This is a genomic window from Bradyrhizobium sp. 26S5, assembly GCF_036923295.1.
In the GTDB taxonomy this organism is placed as follows: domain Bacteria; phylum Pseudomonadota; class Alphaproteobacteria; order Rhizobiales; family Xanthobacteraceae; genus Bradyrhizobium; species Bradyrhizobium septentrionale.
The window spans coordinates 5,967,861-5,985,478 of sequence record NZ_CP145948.1 but is presented as its reverse complement, the minus strand read 5'-3'; the positions used below and the strand labels follow the sequence as shown (position 1 = coordinate 5,985,478).

Annotated in this window: 13 protein-coding genes; 7 read left to right on the top strand and 6 right to left on the bottom strand. The window is 63.2% G+C overall.

Features of this window, described 5'->3' with window-relative positions; translation table 11 throughout:
- Positions 1-5: 5 nt before the first annotated feature.
- Together V5279_RS28110 and V5279_RS28105 are read left to right on the top strand one after the other, a co-directional pair.
- A complete protein-coding gene (locus V5279_RS28110) occupies positions 6-782 on the top strand; it encodes a PP2C family protein-serine/threonine phosphatase (protein WP_166297542.1) in 777 nt (258 codons plus the stop codon).
- Positions 779-2,587 (top strand): serine/threonine-protein kinase, encoded by a 1,809-nt coding sequence (locus tag V5279_RS28105; RefSeq protein WP_338690114.1) that lies wholly within the window; start codon positions 779-781, stop codon positions 2,585-2,587. The genes V5279_RS28110 and V5279_RS28105 overlap by 4 nt, the downstream gene beginning before the upstream one ends.
- 8 nt (positions 2,588-2,595) lie before the next feature.
- On the opposite strand, the gene V5279_RS28100 is transcribed toward V5279_RS28105, so the two are convergent.
- Both V5279_RS28100 and V5279_RS28095 read right to left on the bottom strand, forming a co-directional pair.
- Positions 2,596-3,576: a DUF4424 domain-containing protein gene (locus tag V5279_RS28100; protein ID WP_338690112.1), complete on the bottom strand. Its 981-nt coding sequence runs from the start codon at positions 3,574-3,576 to the stop codon at positions 2,596-2,598.
- Positions 3,577-3,665: 89 nt separating this feature from the next.
- A complete protein-coding gene (locus V5279_RS28095; protein WP_166215719.1) occupies positions 3,666-3,947 on the bottom strand; it encodes a hypothetical protein in 282 nt (93 codons plus the stop codon).
- 156 nt (positions 3,948-4,103) lie between these two features.
- On the opposite strand from V5279_RS28095, the gene V5279_RS28090 reads away from it, so the two are divergent.
- The 3 genes from V5279_RS28090 to V5279_RS28080 all read left to right on the top strand — a co-directional run bounded on the left by V5279_RS28090 (position 4,104) and on the right by V5279_RS28080 (position 8,412).
- Complete coding sequence (locus V5279_RS28090) at positions 4,104-5,825, top strand: hypothetical protein (RefSeq protein WP_338690106.1); 1,722 nt, start codon at positions 4,104-4,106, stop codon at positions 5,823-5,825.
- 140 nt (positions 5,826-5,965) lie between these two features.
- Positions 5,966-7,744, top strand: coding sequence for a caspase family protein (locus tag V5279_RS28085; protein ID WP_338690104.1), 1,779 nt, complete (start codon positions 5,966-5,968; stop codon positions 7,742-7,744).
- A gap of 20 nt (positions 7,745-7,764) precedes the next feature.
- Entirely contained in the window at positions 7,765-8,412 is a 648-nt protein-coding gene (locus V5279_RS28080; RefSeq protein ID WP_338690102.1) for a DUF4384 domain-containing protein, read from the top strand.
- 16 nt (positions 8,413-8,428) lie between these two features.
- Here V5279_RS28080 and V5279_RS28075 read toward each other — a convergent pair whose 3' ends face one another.
- The 4 genes from V5279_RS28075 to V5279_RS28060 all read right to left on the bottom strand — a co-directional run bounded on the left by V5279_RS28075 (position 8,429) and on the right by V5279_RS28060 (position 14,568).
- Positions 8,429-8,629, bottom strand: a complete 201-nt coding sequence (locus tag V5279_RS28075) for a hypothetical protein (RefSeq protein WP_224741533.1) — start codon at positions 8,627-8,629, stop codon at positions 8,429-8,431.
- Between the two features lie 6 nt (positions 8,630-8,635).
- Positions 8,636-10,393 carry a caspase family protein gene (locus V5279_RS28070; protein WP_338690098.1) on the bottom strand — a complete coding sequence of 586 codons (1,758 nt, stop codon included), beginning with the start codon at positions 10,391-10,393 and terminating at the stop codon, positions 8,636-8,638.
- A gap of 646 nt (positions 10,394-11,039) precedes the next feature.
- Positions 11,040-13,448 carry a calcium-binding protein gene (locus V5279_RS28065; RefSeq protein ID WP_338690096.1) on the bottom strand — a complete coding sequence of 803 codons (2,409 nt, stop codon included), beginning with the start codon at positions 13,446-13,448 and terminating at the stop codon, positions 11,040-11,042.
- Positions 13,449-13,641: 193 nt separating this feature from the next.
- Entirely contained in the window at positions 13,642-14,568 is a 927-nt protein-coding gene (locus V5279_RS28060; protein WP_338690094.1) for a LysR family transcriptional regulator, read from the bottom strand.
- Between the two features lie 122 nt (positions 14,569-14,690).
- On the opposite strand from V5279_RS28060, the gene V5279_RS28055 reads away from it, so the two are divergent.
- Together V5279_RS28055 and V5279_RS28050 are read left to right on the top strand one after the other, a co-directional pair.
- Positions 14,691-16,046 (top strand): MFS transporter, encoded by a 1,356-nt coding sequence (locus V5279_RS28055; protein WP_338690092.1) that lies wholly within the window; start codon positions 14,691-14,693, stop codon positions 16,044-16,046.
- 86 nt (positions 16,047-16,132) lie between these two features.
- Positions 16,133-17,377 (top strand): amidohydrolase family protein, encoded by a 1,245-nt coding sequence (locus V5279_RS28050; RefSeq protein WP_338690090.1) that lies wholly within the window; start codon positions 16,133-16,135, stop codon positions 17,375-17,377.
- Positions 17,378-17,618: the final 241 nt, after the last annotated feature.

Sequence of the window (17,618 nt, the reverse complement as noted above, 5' to 3'; positions counted from 1 at the left end):
GCGCGATGGTACACGTCCCCTCCTTGTTCGATGTCGGTAGCGTCACTCATGCCGGACGGGTGCGGGCGCGGAACGAGGATTCATGTCTGGTAAGAACCGACGTCGGCCTATGGGCGGTCGCTGACGGCATGGGCGGTCATGAGGCAGGCGATCTTGCCAGCCGCATCGTGGTGCAGTCGCTTGATGCGATCGCCGCGCCTGACTCCGCGGCGGACCTGTTGGCGCAATGCGAGGCGCGTCTGTTCAGCGCCAACCAGCAGATTCTGGCACTCAGCGAGGCAAGGCAGGGTGCCACTGTCGGGACCACAACGGCAGTCCTGCTCGTACGCGACGGCCATTATGCCTGCATATGGGCGGGTGACAGCCGGGTGTACCTGATCAACCGCCACGGCATCACACAGGTGTCGCACGATCATAGCGAGTTGGAGGAACTGATCGCCGGCGGCGCGCTATCGCGCGAAGAGGTCCAGGATTGGCCGAACAATGCCATCACCCGGGCTGTCGGCGTTGTCGCCGACCCCGAGTTCGAGGTGGTGACCGGTCCGGCCGAACCGGAAGACGTCTTCGTGATTTGCAGCGACGGCTTGACCCGACACGTGCAGGATGACGAGATTCAGCAGCACGCAGCCACTCGCCTTGCCCAGGCAGCCTGCGACGACATGCTTGCGCTCGCGCTCGATCGCGGCGGGCTCGACAACGTGACGATCGTGATCGTGCGATTGCTCGCGCCGCGATCCTCGGAGACCACGAGGACGCCGCTCGATCGGGAGCCGCGAGCATGACCGCGAACGATCCGTTTCGATCATCCTACCGCGGTGTGCCGGCCGGCACCCGGCTCAACGGCATCTACGAGATCGAAGCGATGATCGGGGCAGGCGGTATGGGGGAGGTCTACCGATGCCGCGAGATCCAGACCGGATCGCCCGTTGCGGTCAAGATGTTGCTGCCCGACATGGTCGACAACGAGGCGGCACTTGCGCTGTTCCGCCGGGAGGCGGCGGCACTTCACAATCTTCCGCATGAAGCGATCGTTCGCTACTTCCTGTTCACGGTCGAACCCGTGCTGCAGCGCCCCTATCTCGCGATGGAATTCGTGAATGGGCGCTCGCTGTCGAACATGCTCGACGATGGGCCGCTGACCTTCGAAGCGCTGATCAAGTTGATGCAGCGGGTCGCATCGGGCCTGCACGCCGCTCACGAGCACGGCATCATCCATCGCGATGTCTCCCCCGACAACATCATTGTGCCGCTCGATGATGTAAGGCGGGCGAAGATCATCGACTTTGGTATCGCCCGGTCTACCCAGATGGGTGACAAGACCATCATCGGCTCCGGCTTCGCCGGCAAGGATAATTACGCATCGCCGGAACAGGTCGGCTTGTACGGCAATGATGTCACCGCGAAGTCCGATGTCTACAGCTTTGGTCTCGTGCTGTTCCAAGCCTTGACCGGGCAGAAGCTCGATATGGGCGGAAGCCAGTTTCAACTGGTCGAGAAGCGCCGGCGTGTGCCCGATCTCGGCGCAGTGGATATGCGTATCAGGCCGCTTCTCGAGAGAATGCTGCAGCCGGACCCGGCCTTGCGCCCGACCATGGCGGAGGTCGCCAACTGGGCGCCGGCGGCTTCGGCTCAGCCGTCTGCCGCACCGCTCCACGGCTTCGATCCGTTGGGGAAGCCGGAAGCCGGGACGTCTGCGCAGCTGGAGCGGGCGCCATCAACCACGCGGAACTCTCGCCGCGTCTGGCTCGGCGCCGGCGTCGCAGCGATGCTGCTTCTGCTGGGGGGCGGTGGGTACACCTTCTATAAATTTGTCTGGTCGTCATCGGGTCAGGCGGCCTTGCCGCCACCGCCGAAACTCGCCGCGACACCCGCGCCGCCGAGGATCGAGCCTGCTCCGCCACAGCCAGCACGTCAGGAGCCGGTGAAGCTGCCGCCTCAGCCGACGGTGACGCCGTCTTCGTCGCCCGATGGGCCGGGTCGAGCCGAACGCATCCGCAGATATGTCGCCCAATATGCGGGCGGCGACTGCTTCTTCATCCTGCCTGTTGCAGTGAGCTCCAGCGCGGCCGTCATTGAAGGCTTCGGCGCCTCGACCGCCCCGTTCGATACCTTCGACAAGGCGTTTCGAAAGGAGCATGGATTTGAGGCTTCGGTCGGCGTCAGGCAGGTGAATCAGGCACAATGTCCGGCCGTCAAATTCTTGAGTCAGGTCGGAAGCGATCAAGCGCGTGCGCCGCGCATCAACCTGTCGGCGACGGAACTGAAGGCCGGCGAAACCCTGAACGGGACCATCGAGAATTTTGCCAACCGGGTGGTGGAACTGCTCATGGTCTCGGATCGCGGCGAGGTGCAAAGCCTGTCCTATCTCCTGAAGCCGGGCATCGACTCGCTTTCTTTCGCCCTGCCAATGGCGCGCTCAACCGGTCCGCAGCTCCTGTTGGTCGTTGCGGCCCCGCGTGTTCTGGACTCGCTGCGCCAGCCGCGACCGATGGCGGCCGACACATTCTTCCTGCAAGCGATCAGCGAAGCTCAGCGCGGCAATGTGACCCTAACGGCGGCCGCACGCTATGTAATGCTCACGAATTGAGCTGCTCTTCAGAACTTGCCGATCATCAAGATCTTCAGGTCGGCATCCGGCTTGAAGTCGCTTGCCGTGAATTGACGCGAGTTGTTGGCAGATGACGGCATGAGCCGCCCCGGACAAAAACTGACCAGACGGTCGTCGCCGCCCGGATCGATCGTCAACGTGAAGGAGCGGATTGGACCCGCCCAGTTCGCACCCGTCTTGAGCACGTAGGAAATGCGCCGCTCCTGCAGCTTTGCCGCATTGTCCTGGCTGCTGCCGGTGCGCTTGTCCAATTCGGCAAGGAACGCATCCGTTACGCAATACTCTTTCCTGTACCGCTCGACTTCCGGACCTAGTGCTGCGCTGCGACGCAGACCGGAGCGCAGGACCGTGTCAGGGCTGGAGCCGACGCTCGGGCGATACTGATGTTCGACGATGACGGTACGCGTGGGTGGGAATACCTGTTCGCGAACGGCCGAAGTCTTGGTTATCCAGCCGGGCATGTATTGCTGGCGACCGTTGTCGCTCATGCCGGCAGGCATCAGAAGGCCATCATCAATCAGCTTCGTGCGAGTTGTCGCCGGCAGGTCGGCTACCCGGATCTCCCGATCACCGAGCGGCAGCAGGGGCAGCTTGAACTGACGGAGCAGGGCAGTGACATCCTTGTTGCCGACCATGGCGCGCTGGTCGATGGTCAGCGGCACCGGGTTGCCGTCGATCCTGGTCTCGAACTCGACGAAGTTGACCGGATTGCTCGATGGAAGCGCAATGTTCTCAGCTTCGGACAGGTCGATGTCGGGCAGCGGAAAAGCGACAGTGAGCGCAACCGGCTTGCTCGTCTGGTTGACGAATTGGTAGCGAACGTTGACCTTGTCCAGCCCGATACGAAGCTCCTCGCTCGCCATGGTCACATCCTTGGTGCGAACGAATTGCAGCCCGCCGATGGACAATTCGGCGGCGGAATCGTTTGCCCGCGCGGGCCAGCTGGTTGCGGCCAACAGGGCGATCATCAGGGCTCGCGACCTCAACGACAGCCCGCTTAACGCTCCATTTGCCATGCCGGCCTCCATGTGGCGCCGCAGCGGCTGCCCGGGTGGGGTCAATCGATCGCCTGGTAAAGCTCTCCCCATTCCGGCTTCCAGACGCCATCCTGGTCGCAAACCACGATCGCAAGCTTCATGTCATTGGCGAGCCGGATTGCGCCGCGAAAGGCGTCCTGGGCCGGCATATGGGCGCTGACCTGGTCGCTGCTCAGGCGTCCGCCGCTTGCGGCGGCTGGCAACACGATTGACCCGGATGCGCCCGCATCGTCGCGCCTCAAAACCAGAGTAATCGCGTCGGGCTGGATTTCGCTGACTTGCTCAAATCTGTTTTTGGCCATGATTTTGCACTGCAAGCTGAAGGAGTTCGGACTATCACCGTCCAGTGAAAGAGTTGAACGGAATTGGGGTTGCTCGCCACTAATTGACGCTGCGCTCGCGCAGTCTTGGATTAGTCGGACTGACGCTGCATTCGGTTCGGTTACGTTGAGGCGGATATGTTTCGTCGATCTAGCTGGATCTGGCTCTCTATCGTCGGCGCGGCCTTCGCTGCAACCGGTGCAAAGGCCGACGATGCCGTCGTGCGAAGCTTTGCCGGCGGTTCGGCTGCCTCCATGGTCGGGATCGTCCCGGCCGGCCAGGACGTCGAACTCGGGGGCCCGCAAGCGCTCAGCGCTGACGGACAGGGAAACCTGTTTGTGCTTGATCAGGTCAACGGCCGCATCCTGCAGTTCGACCCCAAGCAACCGAACACTGCGCCCGACATCCTGAAGATGCCTGGCGACGTCCAGCCCACCGACCTCGTCGTCCGTAACGACGACATCATGGTTTGGGACGGCGGCGTACGGATGCTGAAGGCGGCACCGGGACAGTCCACGCGCGGGGTGGGCGGAGACGTGATCCAGCTTGAGGAAGTTTCGTCCCGCGGTACGGACGACCAGGTCGCCGTTTCGGCCTTCGCCCAAATGGGCTCGCAGGCGCTGAGCAGTCCAACCGACTTGCTCGATCGTGATACCCGCGCGGCCGTCGTAAGGACGACGCGACAGCCCGACCGGCAGTATATCGCCTCGCGCAGCAAGGGATCGGTGATCGCTGATATTATTCCCGACAAGGGCAATGCCAGCGTGCGGGTCGAAATCCAGACCATGGTCAGCAACGAGACCATCGGTCAGCTCGGCCTGCGTGTCCGCAACCAGCTCGGGACCGTGGAGTTTCTCGAGATCGACAACAGTGATCGCTTCTACGTGCTGGCCGAGGACATTCCGCCGTCGGGCAAGAATGCCGCCACATTCGTCGCACGCTATGCCTCGAACGGACGCCTGGAGGGCATCTACGAGTTGCCCTTGGAGAACACGCCCGTGACCCGGCGGTTCGTCACTGTCTCAGGCGATGGCGATGTCTATTTTCTGCGTACCAAGCCGGAGGGCGTTGAGGTCGTTGGTGTCGGCTTCCGGCCCATGGGGAAGGTATCCGTCATTGACGTCAGGCCATCGCGCACTCCGGCCGCACCGGCGGCGCAGCCGGATATCAAGTTCAATGCGACCGCCGCCGTGCGGCCGTCCAATCGCCAGCAGGCGATCGAGACGGCCTTCGCCTTTGAGGGTGTCCAGTGGAAGTTGACACAGGCGAACTACGGTAGCGATCCCGACAGCCAATGCTCCGGTTTCAGCCGTATTCGCCGGCCGTGGTATCTGCAGGGCAAGGTAAACCAGGAAGTGCGCGGCGTGCCCTATTGCTGGGGTTGCCACGGTTCGCTCGCGAACTTCCGGCAGCGGATCGAAAGCGGGACGCTGGCAGGCAATGTCTGCACCCGCAACGAGCCACGGCCGGATGTGGCCGGCGTCGACTGTTCGGCATTCGTCAGCGCCGCGTGGGGACTTTCCGTCCACTACACGACCGCCGCCATCCCCGCGATCGCTGCACCCGTGACGAACCCCTGGGACCTCAAGCCTGGTGACGCCCTGAACAAGCCGGGTTCCCACGTGATGTTGTTCCTGCGGTTCACGCCGGATCGCAAGGCGGAGGTCATGGAATCCTCGACGGGCGGCTGCAACGGTCGCGTCTGCCGCAACGTCTATCCGCTGGCAAGCCTGCTCGCGCGCGGCTACGTTCCGGTCCGCTTTCGCGCGTTCGCAGATGATCAGACGACTGTTTCCGCGAACGCCTATCAGGAGACCGAGGCGCCAGCAGGCCGCAAGACAGCGAACAAGCGGCGCTGAACCTGGGGTCTCGCTAGGGCTACAGATGAACATGGATCGCTGCCTGCGGGCTGGTTTCTGGAGGTCCGGACGGCATCCTGCCGCTCTACCTTACCGGTGTGGTTCCAGGGCAGACCTGCTTGATATCGAGGTGGATCACGATGCGAAGGCTCAAGGGCTTTGATCAAAAGACCGGTTGGCTGTGTAGCGCCATCCTGCTCGCTACGTTGGTCGGCCTGCCACTCCAGCGCGCGCATGCGGCGGGAGAACTGTCGATAAGTAACCCGGACGGTGCGGCCCTCCGGGCGCTCGTCATCGGCGTCGACGACTACCAGCATGTACGCAAATTGAAGGGCGCGGTCGCCGACGCCAATGACATCGTGTCCAGCCTGAGGACCATGGGCGTCAGCGATGTGGTCGAACTGACCAATGCACAGGTCGATAGGGCAAGCGTGCTGCGTGAGATCAGCTCACTGGTGGAGCGGACAAAGAGCAACGACCTCATCTTCCTGTCGATCGCAGGTCACGGCACGCAGGAGCCCGAGCGCATCAAGGGCTCCGAACCCGACGGAATGGAGAACGTGTTCCTGCTGCCCGAATTCGCTACTACGCCGGCCGGATCGGCCGAGCGCATTCTGGGAAGCGAATTCAACCATTTCATCCGGCAGTTCGAATTGCGTGGCGCGAAAGTGATCTTCGTTGCGGATACCTGCCACGGCGGTGGAATGGTGCGCGATATCGATCCGCGTGCGGCAGAGATGAGTTTTCGACAGGTGCCGCGCTACACGCTGCTGGTTGATGAATTGAAGCCGGTGTCGAGCAGCGACGACCCGAAGTCAGAACTCGATCTCGACCACACTGCGTTCATCGCCGCCGTCGATCGAAACACCAAGGCGCCGGAAGTGCGGATCCCCGGCATCGATGGCCTGCGCGGCGCACTGAGTTATGCCGTCGCGCGGGCAGTGGAGGGCAACGCGGACATCAATCACGATGGCAAAGTGACTCTGAAGGAGCTTTTCAGCAATGTTCGGCAGGTGGTCTATCAACTGTCCGACCAGCGCCAGAACATCGTGACGGTATCGTCGCCGACACAGAGGCCGGAAACCGACGTCGCCTTCGAACTGACGCGCGGCGTGGTGCTGATCCAGGGGACGGCCGCGAGAGCTGCCTCCGGTCAGGCTGCTACCGTCACGCCCGCCGAAAAACAAACCCCCACGCCGCCGGCCGTTACGGCCACGTCACAAACCGCTCCAACCGGCGTCGCCGCGACCGGCCCGGCCGCGCCCAGTGCCGCGCTGCCGCCCTTCCGTCTCACCACGCCGATCCGTTTGGCGGCGCTTGACGGCAAGATGAACTATTTCGCCGGCGTCAAGCCGCAGGATGCCAGTGTGCAGGCCGTTCAACCAACTGATAATCCCGACCTGATCTGGGACCCCGTGTCGCATGACGTCATCGCCTGGGGCGATGTGGTCGCCTATGGTGTTGACGTTGCCGGCTTGACGACAGTGGTCAACCGAACTGCAGCCATTCGGGAGCTTAAGCGCATGGCGACGCGGTCGCCGCAGGTGATGCGTATTTGGCCGGATGATCGACAGCAGCGCAGCGGCCAGACCGTCGAGGTCGAATTGTCCGACGTCGGTTCACGAGCGGTGCTGCTATTCAACGTGTCGGGTGATGGAACTATCCAAATGCTGTATCCGGTGGGTTCTGATGCCGCGCTGGCGCGATCGGCCAATCTGCGGCTGCCGCTTCGGGTAGGTGAGCCGTTCGGTGCCGAGCAGATCGTTGCGGTGACCTCGCAGCAGCGGATGGTTGACCTGGAGACGGTCCTGATGCAGCTCAACCGGCGTCGTGCCTCGGGGCAGGTCATCAAGAGTCTGGAGCGCTACCTGCCGGCGGACGCGCGGATCGCGTCGATCGGCTTTTTCAGCGTTCCCTGACAAACTTGGGAAAGCAGGTCATGTCGCCAGCGGAACTGGTTTGCCGCAAGCAATCATGGCTTGCGATCGTGCTGGTGCTGGCGGGAAGCGAGGTCGCGTGCGCGGCGCCGCTGCCGTCGGCATCTCCATCTGCAGGTGCGACGAACGCTCAATCGGTCCGGCGCGTACAGGCCCCGCGCGGCCCGGCAAATGCTGCCAGCGTGTCGCTTGAAATCCTGCCGGGTCCAACGGTCAACATTGGCAGCAAGGTGTCATTCGGCGTAACCGCCAGGAAGCCCGGGTATCTCATGCTGGTGGATGTTGATGCGGAAGGGCGCATGTCCCAGATCTTTCCGACTGCCGAGCTATTGGCGCAGTCGGTCGGACCCGACATGAATCTTGTCAAGCCTGGCGTCCAATTCATTGTTCCGACCCCGGCGGCACAGCAACGTGGATTTGAGTATGTCGTCGCGCCGCCGGCCGGGTCCGCTGTGATCGTTGCGATCCTGAGCGAGCGGCGTGCGCAATTGCTCGATTTGCCAGACATTCAGCGCAAGCTTCAGGGGCCGGCCGACACGTTGAGCTATCTGTCGGACTGGACCAGTCAGCTGCGTGTACCGGACAGCGGCAGCGGAAAACTGGTGCCGAACAATTGGTCGTTCGACATCAAATCATACTCCATCAAGTAGGTAAGCGATCCCGTTGCTACGGCTTGCTCAGGCGGCTGAAGCAACCGCCCCGCGCGATCATGTGGTGAATGTCCTGGTGGCCGAGGCTGACGTTCAGCTTCTTCAATGCAGGGCTCTGCGGCTGAGCTCCCTTGCCCTCAATCGTCGCCAAACCACGCTTTACCGATCGCGGAAGAGACGGCGGCCCTTCCACGATCTCGGGCGCGCCGCCGTGCATGCCGTCCTAGTTGCAGACCTCAACGTTGCCGGTACCGCCGCCGGGACCTCCGCCGCCACGGTAATCGAGATGACATCCGCGACGGACCGGGCGGCACAGATATGCATCACACATGATCTGGCCGCTACCACCCGAGGGTCTTGCAGTCGCCTGTCGTCGTCGGGGAATATCGGCTTGCGGCTCGGAGATATCGCGTAGCGAACGATTCGCGCGCGACGGGCGCTCGTCCATGTTACGCTTCGCCACCGGCTTTTTCCCGCGGCGCTTTTCGCATTGGTTGTCCTCGTTCAGGAACGAGCCCTCGGCGCAGGTGATCTTGCGGCACTGATCGCCGTCCGCCCTGTAGCCTTGCTCGCAGATCAGCGGGCAAACGCGGGCCGGTTTCAGCTTGATCGCATCGAGCACATCGAGGCTTGCGAGCTTGACGTCAAATTTGGTCCCGGCGTGCCGGTTGAACAGGGTCAGGGAACGACGCGAGGCCGCGTTCCACTCGCCGTCGACCGAGCCCGTGAAACAGCCGACCCGGCTCAATTCGCTCTGTACTGATTTGGCAAGATCCTCCTGTGGCGCCGCCGGGTTCAAGGCGGCAACCTTCGCGCCCTCGCTAGTTTGGGAGGGGGGTGGGGGTGCAAGATTGTCCGGCCTGGCGCTGTCGAGGGCGGGTCCGTTCGGGGAAAGCATGGCGACCGTTGAGGATTGGGATGCAGTCCGCTTCCGTTCGGCCTCGGTCGCTTGTTCCTGCGCTGCCTGCTTTGTTCTCTCAGCCGCGATACGGGCATCCTCCGCAGCCTTGAAATCTGCGGCGGCTTTTTCCTGCTCGGCCCGCTGGGCACCTTCGGACACAAGCCGAGCTTGCTGCTGCTCCGCTTCCTGCGCCTTCTTGGTCGCGGTAACGCGTGCGTCCTCGGCGTCGATCTGATTGAGCTGAAGCTTGGCCAGATTTGAGTAATAGCCGTCGGGATGCTGGGCGAGGAACGCACTCATGGCAGCCTTGTTGCCGACCTGCAGGGCCAATTCGTAGTCACGACGAGTCTCCGACGAGGCGTTGGCCGGCGGCGGCGTCGGCTCCTCTGCCTTTGGCACGAGCGCAACGTCGTCACCGCCCAGCGAGCCGTAAACGTATGGCTCCTGTCGATTACCGGTAGCTTGCAAGACATCGTCGCGGACGAAGCCGAACGCCCTGCGCAAATCGAGTCCAGGCTTTGCGATATACTTGACCAGTGCTGTCGCGTATGGACTGTTCGTGCTGTTGCCGTCGAGTGCGGTCAGTCCGGCCTTCGCCGCAAACGCGATCAGCGTATTGGATACGGCGGGTTCTACCCGGGCGAGCCCGCGGCTGATCGCGCGCGAAGCGACGGTTCGTTTCATCGTGTCGGCAAATGGATTGTTGCGACAGGCGTCAACGATCACGACGCGCAGTTGCCTGGCGGGCTCGATCGCCAGCAAGATACGATCGAGCGAGAAGGCCTCGTCATAGATATCGGTGTCGCGTTCAAGTCTGGCATCTGTCGGGATTAGATAATTCGTCCCGTCGATCTCGATTCCATGACCTGCATAGTAGACCACGGCAACGTCTGCATCGCGGGCTTGATCGGCGAAATCCCTCAGTGCCCGCCGCATGTCGCTCGAGGCCAGGTTGAGCCGAGACTCTACCACATCGAACCCGGCGCCCTTCAGGGTCGCGGCGATAGCGGCAGCATCATTGGCAGGATTCGGAAGCAGCGGCGCGTTTTGATAATTGGAGTTTCCGACTACCAGAGCCACTCGCTTCGTCGCCCAGGCTGGCTGAGACGCCAGGAGAACTGAAGCAGCAAGAAGAACAAAAACTCTGAGGTGTGTGTACAAGCGCATGGCGAACGTCCGAATTCGGCCCGAAACAATGGCAGCTTTACCGAAGATGGCCGCGCACAGACTCCACTGCGTCAAGCGTTACGAGCGCCGGCCTACCTCCGTACAGTAACAATCTTGAGTCCAATCCATTCCTGATGTTGTCGTTCGGGGCAGGGAGGACGTTCAAGCGCACACGGAAGAGTGTAGGGGTCATGGCGAGCATCCGAACGACATTGGGCGGCTTGTAAGCTATTGAGATGGTTATCTTTTTGTCTTTTGCGCAGGGCGGCTGGGAGTGCCGGCAACCGGCAAGGCTCGCCAAGCGAAGTTCCATCCCTTGATAGTGAACTCAGAATTGAGTGCGCATCGTCCGATGCGCAAGCGATGCTCGTGCCGGATCGTGAGGTTGGGACGGGCGCGTTGTTGGTTCCTGTGGCGAAGGTTCAACCGGCTGGTCTCGACTGTTTGCGGCAGCCGCGAGCCTGTTCCATGGGACCGCGAACTGCGCCCATCTGGACGCAACGCCAATCCGCTCAAGCTGAGACGTGCGGGTCCGTAACAAGGATCGCGGCGCGACTGCTCAGGAAAATCTGAACATGCTCGCGTCGAGCTGTCCCGGTGTGATCCCGATCAGCCAAACTGCGCTGCCTGCGGCATCGGTGATGATGGTCGAGGCGATACCGGCGGCGTAGGTCTCGGCTGCCTGCACATCGGCAAACGAATGCAGCGATGTCCCCACGAAGTTCAGGATGTCATTGACACCGCCCGCGTTGAAATCCTGGATGACCATCACTTCCGACGTCGTGTCGTCGATGGTGAATGTGTCGGAGCCGCCACCGCCCCAGGCATAGTCAACGCCACCACCACCATTGATCACATCGGCACCGGAGCCCATCAGAAACACGTCGACGCTACTGCCGCCGGTAACTGTATCGCCGCCATTGGAGCCGTAGATGTAATTCTGGCCCGACCCGCCGTAAATGACGTTTCCGTCGGTCTCACCCGAGGAGATGAAGAGGTTGAGACCTGCGCCGCCATACATCGTATCGATGCCTGCGCCGCCGTAGAAGTAATTGGTGCCCATGTCGCCGTAGAGCACATCGTTTCCGGCTTCGCCGTACATCACATTCACGTCCGATGCCGACGCCCCGCCAGTGCCATCGAGCAAATCATTGCCTGCGCCGCCGAACAGGTAATTGAAGCCGGCGCCGCCGTAGAGGACATCGTTGCCGTCTTCGCCGAGCAGCACATCGAGGCCGTCGCCGCCATAGACGGTGTCGTCGCCAGCGCGGGCATAGGTGTAGTCGTTGCCGCCGCTGAGATAGAAAATGTTCGCGTCGGTCGTGCCGACAAATACGTCGTTGTATGCGCCGCCGACCAACCCCTCGATCGAATTCAGCTGATCCGTGCCAAGTCCGGGCGCGGTGACGACCGGGTTGGTGAGATAAATGAGAAGATTGCCTGTTGCGCCCGAGAAGTCCGCGAGATCAAGTCCGCCACCGCCATTGAGGGTGTCGTCTCCAGGTCCGCCGCTCAGCGTATCGCCTTCGGCACTCCCGTTCAGCGTATCGTCCCCGTCCAGCCCTTCGAGCCAGCCGCCGTAGGATGGCGCGGTCAGCGTCTCGGCCAGCGATGTTCCAAGCGTCACCAGGGACAACGTCTGGTCCGAAAACTGCAGAGTATTCACGCCAATCAGAGCGGCGCTGCCAAGTGGCGATCCCGGGTGCGTGTCGGTGAGAATGAAGGAGTTGCCGCTGCCGCGCGATATCTGGAAGGCGCTGAGCGGTGCAGCGAATAAGGCCGTGTTCTGGGCGAGCGGGTCGCCGAATGCGGTATCGTTGCCGCCGCTGAGGATGAAGATGTTGGTCCCCGAGCCGCCGTAAAGCAGATCGTTGCCTGCGCCACCGTCGAGCGTATCGTTGCCGTTACCCCCGTAGAGCACGTCGTCGCCGGCGCCACCGGCGAGTGCATCGTTGCCGTTAGCCCCGTAAAGCCGGTCGTTGCCTGCGCCGCCAGCGAGCGTGTCGTTGCCGTCACCGCCGTAAAGCAGGTCGTTGCCGTCACCGCCGTCGAGAAGATTGCCCCCTTCATTGCCGATCAGCCAATCGTCGCCGTTGCCGCCGTAAAGCGAGTCGGCGTCGGTGGTTGCCGTGAATGCAAAACCCAACGTGGCATAGATGAGGTCATTGCCATCATCGCCATAGAGCTGGTCGGCCCCGCTGCCGCCGTCGATCGTATCGTTTCCGGCATCACCGTGGATGACATCCGCGTCACCGCCATCGCCGCCATACAGGTTCCAGCCGGGTGTGTCGCCCCACAGCTGATCGTCGCCGAGGCCACCGTAAAGGACATCCTTACCGGCATCGCCGGTGATGTAATCCGCACCTGCTTCGCCGAGCAGGATGTCGTTTCCGGCACCTCCCGACTCCGAGTCGTTGCCATTGCCGCCGTAGACAATGTCGTTGCCGGAATTGCCGCCGAGCGAGTCGCTGCCGTCCTCGCCGTAGACGACGTCGTCCCCGGGACCGCCGCTCAGATAATCGCGCGCGACGCCTCCGATGGCGGTGTCGTTGCCGGACTCGCCCGAGAGAAAGAAGCTGTTGGGGTTGTTCGCGATCACCGTATCGTTGCCGGCGAGGATTGCGTGCCACAGCCCTGAAATATCGAGGCTCGACGTGATGGTGTAGCTGAACCCGGTGATCGATTCCCAAAGCGACGCCCCGTCGCTGGACGTCCACGTAATCCCGGTGACGACACCGCCTGTCAGATTGCTTCCGTTATAGGTCAGTCCGGTGCCGATGATGTTGATCAGACCGTAAGTGGAACTGGGCAGTCCACTTGGATAGATGGGATCAAAGCCGAACTGCAAACCCCAGGGTTCCGCGACGAAATCAGTTTGCGGCTCGACGATCTGCCAAATCGGATCGCCGTTGGGAAACGACGCAAACATGAACGGTTCGGGATGAGGACTGATCGTATAAACGGCCATGCTCAACTCCGGCAATATGGGCCAACGAGGGCGCTCGTTAAAACCTTAGGTTACGCATTGCGGGGCGGTTAGAAAGACCCAATTGGGTGATGCACCGGGCCCCGATGCAGTTCCGGCACACGGGGTCGGGCGAGGGCTGCCGCGCCGAAGCCCCGAACCGGCGCAGGCGGGTGGCGTCCGACGTCCCGCTCGCTCATTCCATCCGCGCAAACAACTCCACCAGCGTCTCACGCAGCCAGCGTTGCGCGGGCACGGTGTCGTTGCGCTGGTGCCAGAACAGGCTGACGACGCGCGGCGGGGCCGGCAGCGGCACCGGCATCGCGTGCAGATCGGGCGCGTGGCGGGACTGCGCGCTGAGATCGCGCGGCAGCACGGCGATCAAATCGGACTGCCGCAGGATTTCGTAGGCGGTGTTGTAGTGATTGACGGTGGCGACCAGATTGCGCGACAGCCCGCGCGAGGCGAGGAACTGGTCGTAGGTCGGCAGCGTCCTGCCGGCGAGGCTGACATCGACATGCTTGGCGGCGAGGAAGCTGCGGGTGCTGAGCCGCTTCTGCCTGGCGAGCGGATGATCCCGCCGCATCATGCAGGCATACTCGACGGTCCACAGCGAGCGTGAGCGGATCACGGCCGGCGGCTGCTGCGCCTCGTTGACATAGACGCTCAGCACGCAATCGACCCGGTTGTCTTCGAGCCGGTCGCCGATCTCCAGGATGGTGTTGGGCATGGTGTGGATGCGCGCGGACGGCGCCACGTCATTAAAGCGGTTCAGCAGCCGCGGCATCACAAGCGAGGAGACGTAATCCGACATCGACAGGCTGAATTCAGCCTGGGTGCGCCGCGGATCGAAGGCGTCCTCGTCGAGCGCGTGGCGGACGTTTTCCAGGGCGTCGCCGATCGGCTCCCACAGCGCCACGGCGCGCTGCGTGGGGCGGATTCCGCTTGCGGTACGGACGAACAGGGGGTCGCCGAGCGCGTCACGCAACCGGGCCAGCGCGTTGCTGACGGCGGGCTGGGTCATGGTCAGCGCGCTCGCGGCGCGCGTGACGCTGCCCTCGGTCATCAGCGCCTCGAAGACTTTCAGAAGGTTGAGGTCGAGCGTGCGGAAGGCCACGGGCAATATTCACGTTGGTGATGTACTAGATAATAATTATAAATTATTCCCATAATGTCGATTTGTCTATCATTCCCCGATTGACCTCGCGGCGCGTGCCGAACCGTGGGGCGCAGAGGGGGATTTTCATGTCGATGATATCGGCGCGCATCGAGCGCCTGCCGTTCGCGCGTTTCCATATTCACCTGCTGCTGATGGGCGGCCTGGGCTATCTGTTCGACGCGATGGATGCCGCGGTTCTCGCATTCATCCTGCCGGTGCTGCGCACCGCCTGGGGGCTGTCGAATGTCGAGACCGGCGTGCTCGGCAGCAGCACCTTTGTCGGCTATCTATTCGGCGCGCTGCTAGCGGGGATGCTCGGCGACCTGATCGGCCGCCGCGCGGTGATGATGTCGGCGCTGGCGCTCTACAGCGCGGCCTCGCTGGCGAGCGCGGCGGTGGACAGCTGGCCGTCGTTCTTCGCTGCGCGCGTCGTCGCCGGCATGGGCACCGGCGCGGAGAGCGCGATCATCGCGCCATACCTCGCGGAGTTCGTGGCGCGGCGTTCCCGCGGCAGCTTCACCGGCGCGCTCGCCGGCTTCTTCTCTTTCGGCTTCGTCGCTGCGGCGCTGCTCGGCTATTTCATCGTGCCCGCCTACGAGAACGGCTGGCGCATCGTGCTGGTCATCACCGCCGTGCCGGTCGTGATGCTGTTGTGGTGGCGCCGCTCGCTGCCGGAATCGCCGCGCTGGCTGGAAAGCCGGGGCAGGGTGAAGGAAGCCGAGGCGGTGCTCGACAAGATCGAGGCCAGCTTCGCGCGCGAGGGCCGCGTGCTGCCGCCTGCGGTCGCAGAGCCCGCTGCGCCGGCCGCATCGTCGGGGACACTGCTGAGCAATTTTGCCGCGCTCCTGGCCGGCCGCCAGGCGCGGATCACCACCATGACCTGGATCATGTGGCTGTCGATCACGTTCAGCTACTATTCCTTCTTCGTCTGGATTCCCGGCCTCCTGGTCCAGAACGGCATGAGCATCACCAAGAGTTTTGGCTACTCGCTCGCGATGTATTGCGCGCAAGTGCCCGGCTATTTCACCGCGGCTTGGTTCAACGAGCGGATCGGAAGGCAGGCCACGATCGCCTCCTACATGCTGCTCGGCGGCGCCGGCGCGCTCGGGCTCGCTTTTGCCAAAAGCGACGGACAGATCATGCTGGCCGGCCTGCTGCTGTCGTTCTTCATGAACGGCACCTATGCAGGTGTCTATGCCTACACGGCCGAGGTGTTTCCGACCGCGATCCGCACCACCGGCGCCGGGCTCGCATCTGCGATCGGCCGCATCGGTGCGATCATCGCGCCGATCCTGGTCGGCTATCTCTATCCCAATTTCGGCTTTGCCGGCGTGTTCGGCGTCACCACGTCCGTGCTGTTGATCGGTGCCGTCACCGTCGTGCTGATGGGCGTGCCGACGCGCGGTCGATCGCTCGAAGACATCGCAACCGAAGCTGCGTGAAGCATGATCCGGAAAAGTGCGCAGCGGTTTTCCGAAAAAGATCATGCTCAAAGTGACGCAGGCCGCGTCCTGACAAGGAGACCATCATGTCCACCATCCTCTTCAAGAATGCCGCGCTGCTCGATCCGCTGCGGCCAGATCTCCTCGAAGGCCATCACGTGCTGGTCGAGGATCGCCTGATCAAGGAGGTGTCCGACCGGCCGATCGAGGCCGCCGCGGACCGGGTCATCGACCTCAGGGGCAAGACCCTGATGCCCGGCCTGATCGACCTTCACGTGCATGCGGTCGCCGTCGAGCTCGACCTGTCACAGCAGGCGCGGATGGCGAATGTGCTGGTGACGCTGCGCTCGACCATGCTGCTGCGCGGCATGCTGAAGCGCGGCTTCACCACCGTCCGCGATGCCGGCGGCGCCGGCTACGCGCTGAAGCAGGCGATCGACACCGGGCTGACCGATGGTCCGAGGCTGTTCGTCTCAGGCCGCGCGCTGAGCCAGACCGGCGGACACGGCGACGGACGCGCCCGCTCGGACTATCTGAACGACCCGACCTGCTCCTGCTGCGTGCGGGTCGGCGCGATCGCACGCGTCGTCGACGGCGTCGATGCGGTGCGCAAGGCGGTGCGCGAAGAGCTGCAGATGGGCGCCGACCAGATCAAGATCATGGCGTCCGGCGGCGTCGCGTCGCCGACCGATCCGATCGGCGCCTTCGGCTATTGCGAGGACGAGATCCGCGCCATCGTCGCTGAGGCGCGGGCGCGTCACACCTATGTGCTGGCCCATGCCTACACCGCGGAGGCGATCGAGCGCGCGGTGCGCTGCGGCGTGCGGACGATCGAACATGGCAATCTGGTCGATCTGCCGACCGCGCGGCTGATGGCCGAGCAGGGCGCCTATGCGGTGCCGACCCTCGTCACCTATGAGGCGCTGGCCACCGAGGGCGCGAAATACGGCCTGCCGGCGGCGAGCGTCGCCAAGGTCGCCGACGTGCGCGATGCCGGGCTGCGCTCGCTCGCGATCTACCGCGAGGCCGGCGTCAGGATGGGTTACGGTTCCGATCTGCTCGGACCATCGCAACGGTTGCAGAGCGATGAGTTCCGGATCCGCGCCGAGGTGCTCGGCGCGCAGGCGGTGATCGAAAGCGCGACAATTGTCGGCGCCGAGGTGCTCGGCATGACGGGCAAGCTCGGCCGCATCGTGCCGGAGGCCTTCGCCGATCTCCTGGTGGTGGAAGGCAATCCGCTGCGCGACGTGGCGTGCCTGCTCGGCCAGGGCGAGCACATCCCGCTTGTCATGAAGGCCGGCAAGGCCGAGGTCGATCGGCTGGGCGGGTAGGGCTCCTTGTCACCTCGCCCCGCGTGCGGCATGGCGATCGCATATGGCGCTTGCGGGCTTCTGCAACTGAGGTGTCCACGTTGTCATGGCCGGGCTATGGGACGAGGCTGATAGCCGCATGCGATAGCCTGCCGTCGCAGGGAGGCAATGCCAAAATATCGAAAACAACCCCATGCAAAGTAGCCGGCGGCTGCCGGCGGACACGGCAGCTTGACTCGTCGGGCAACTCAGCGGTATTATT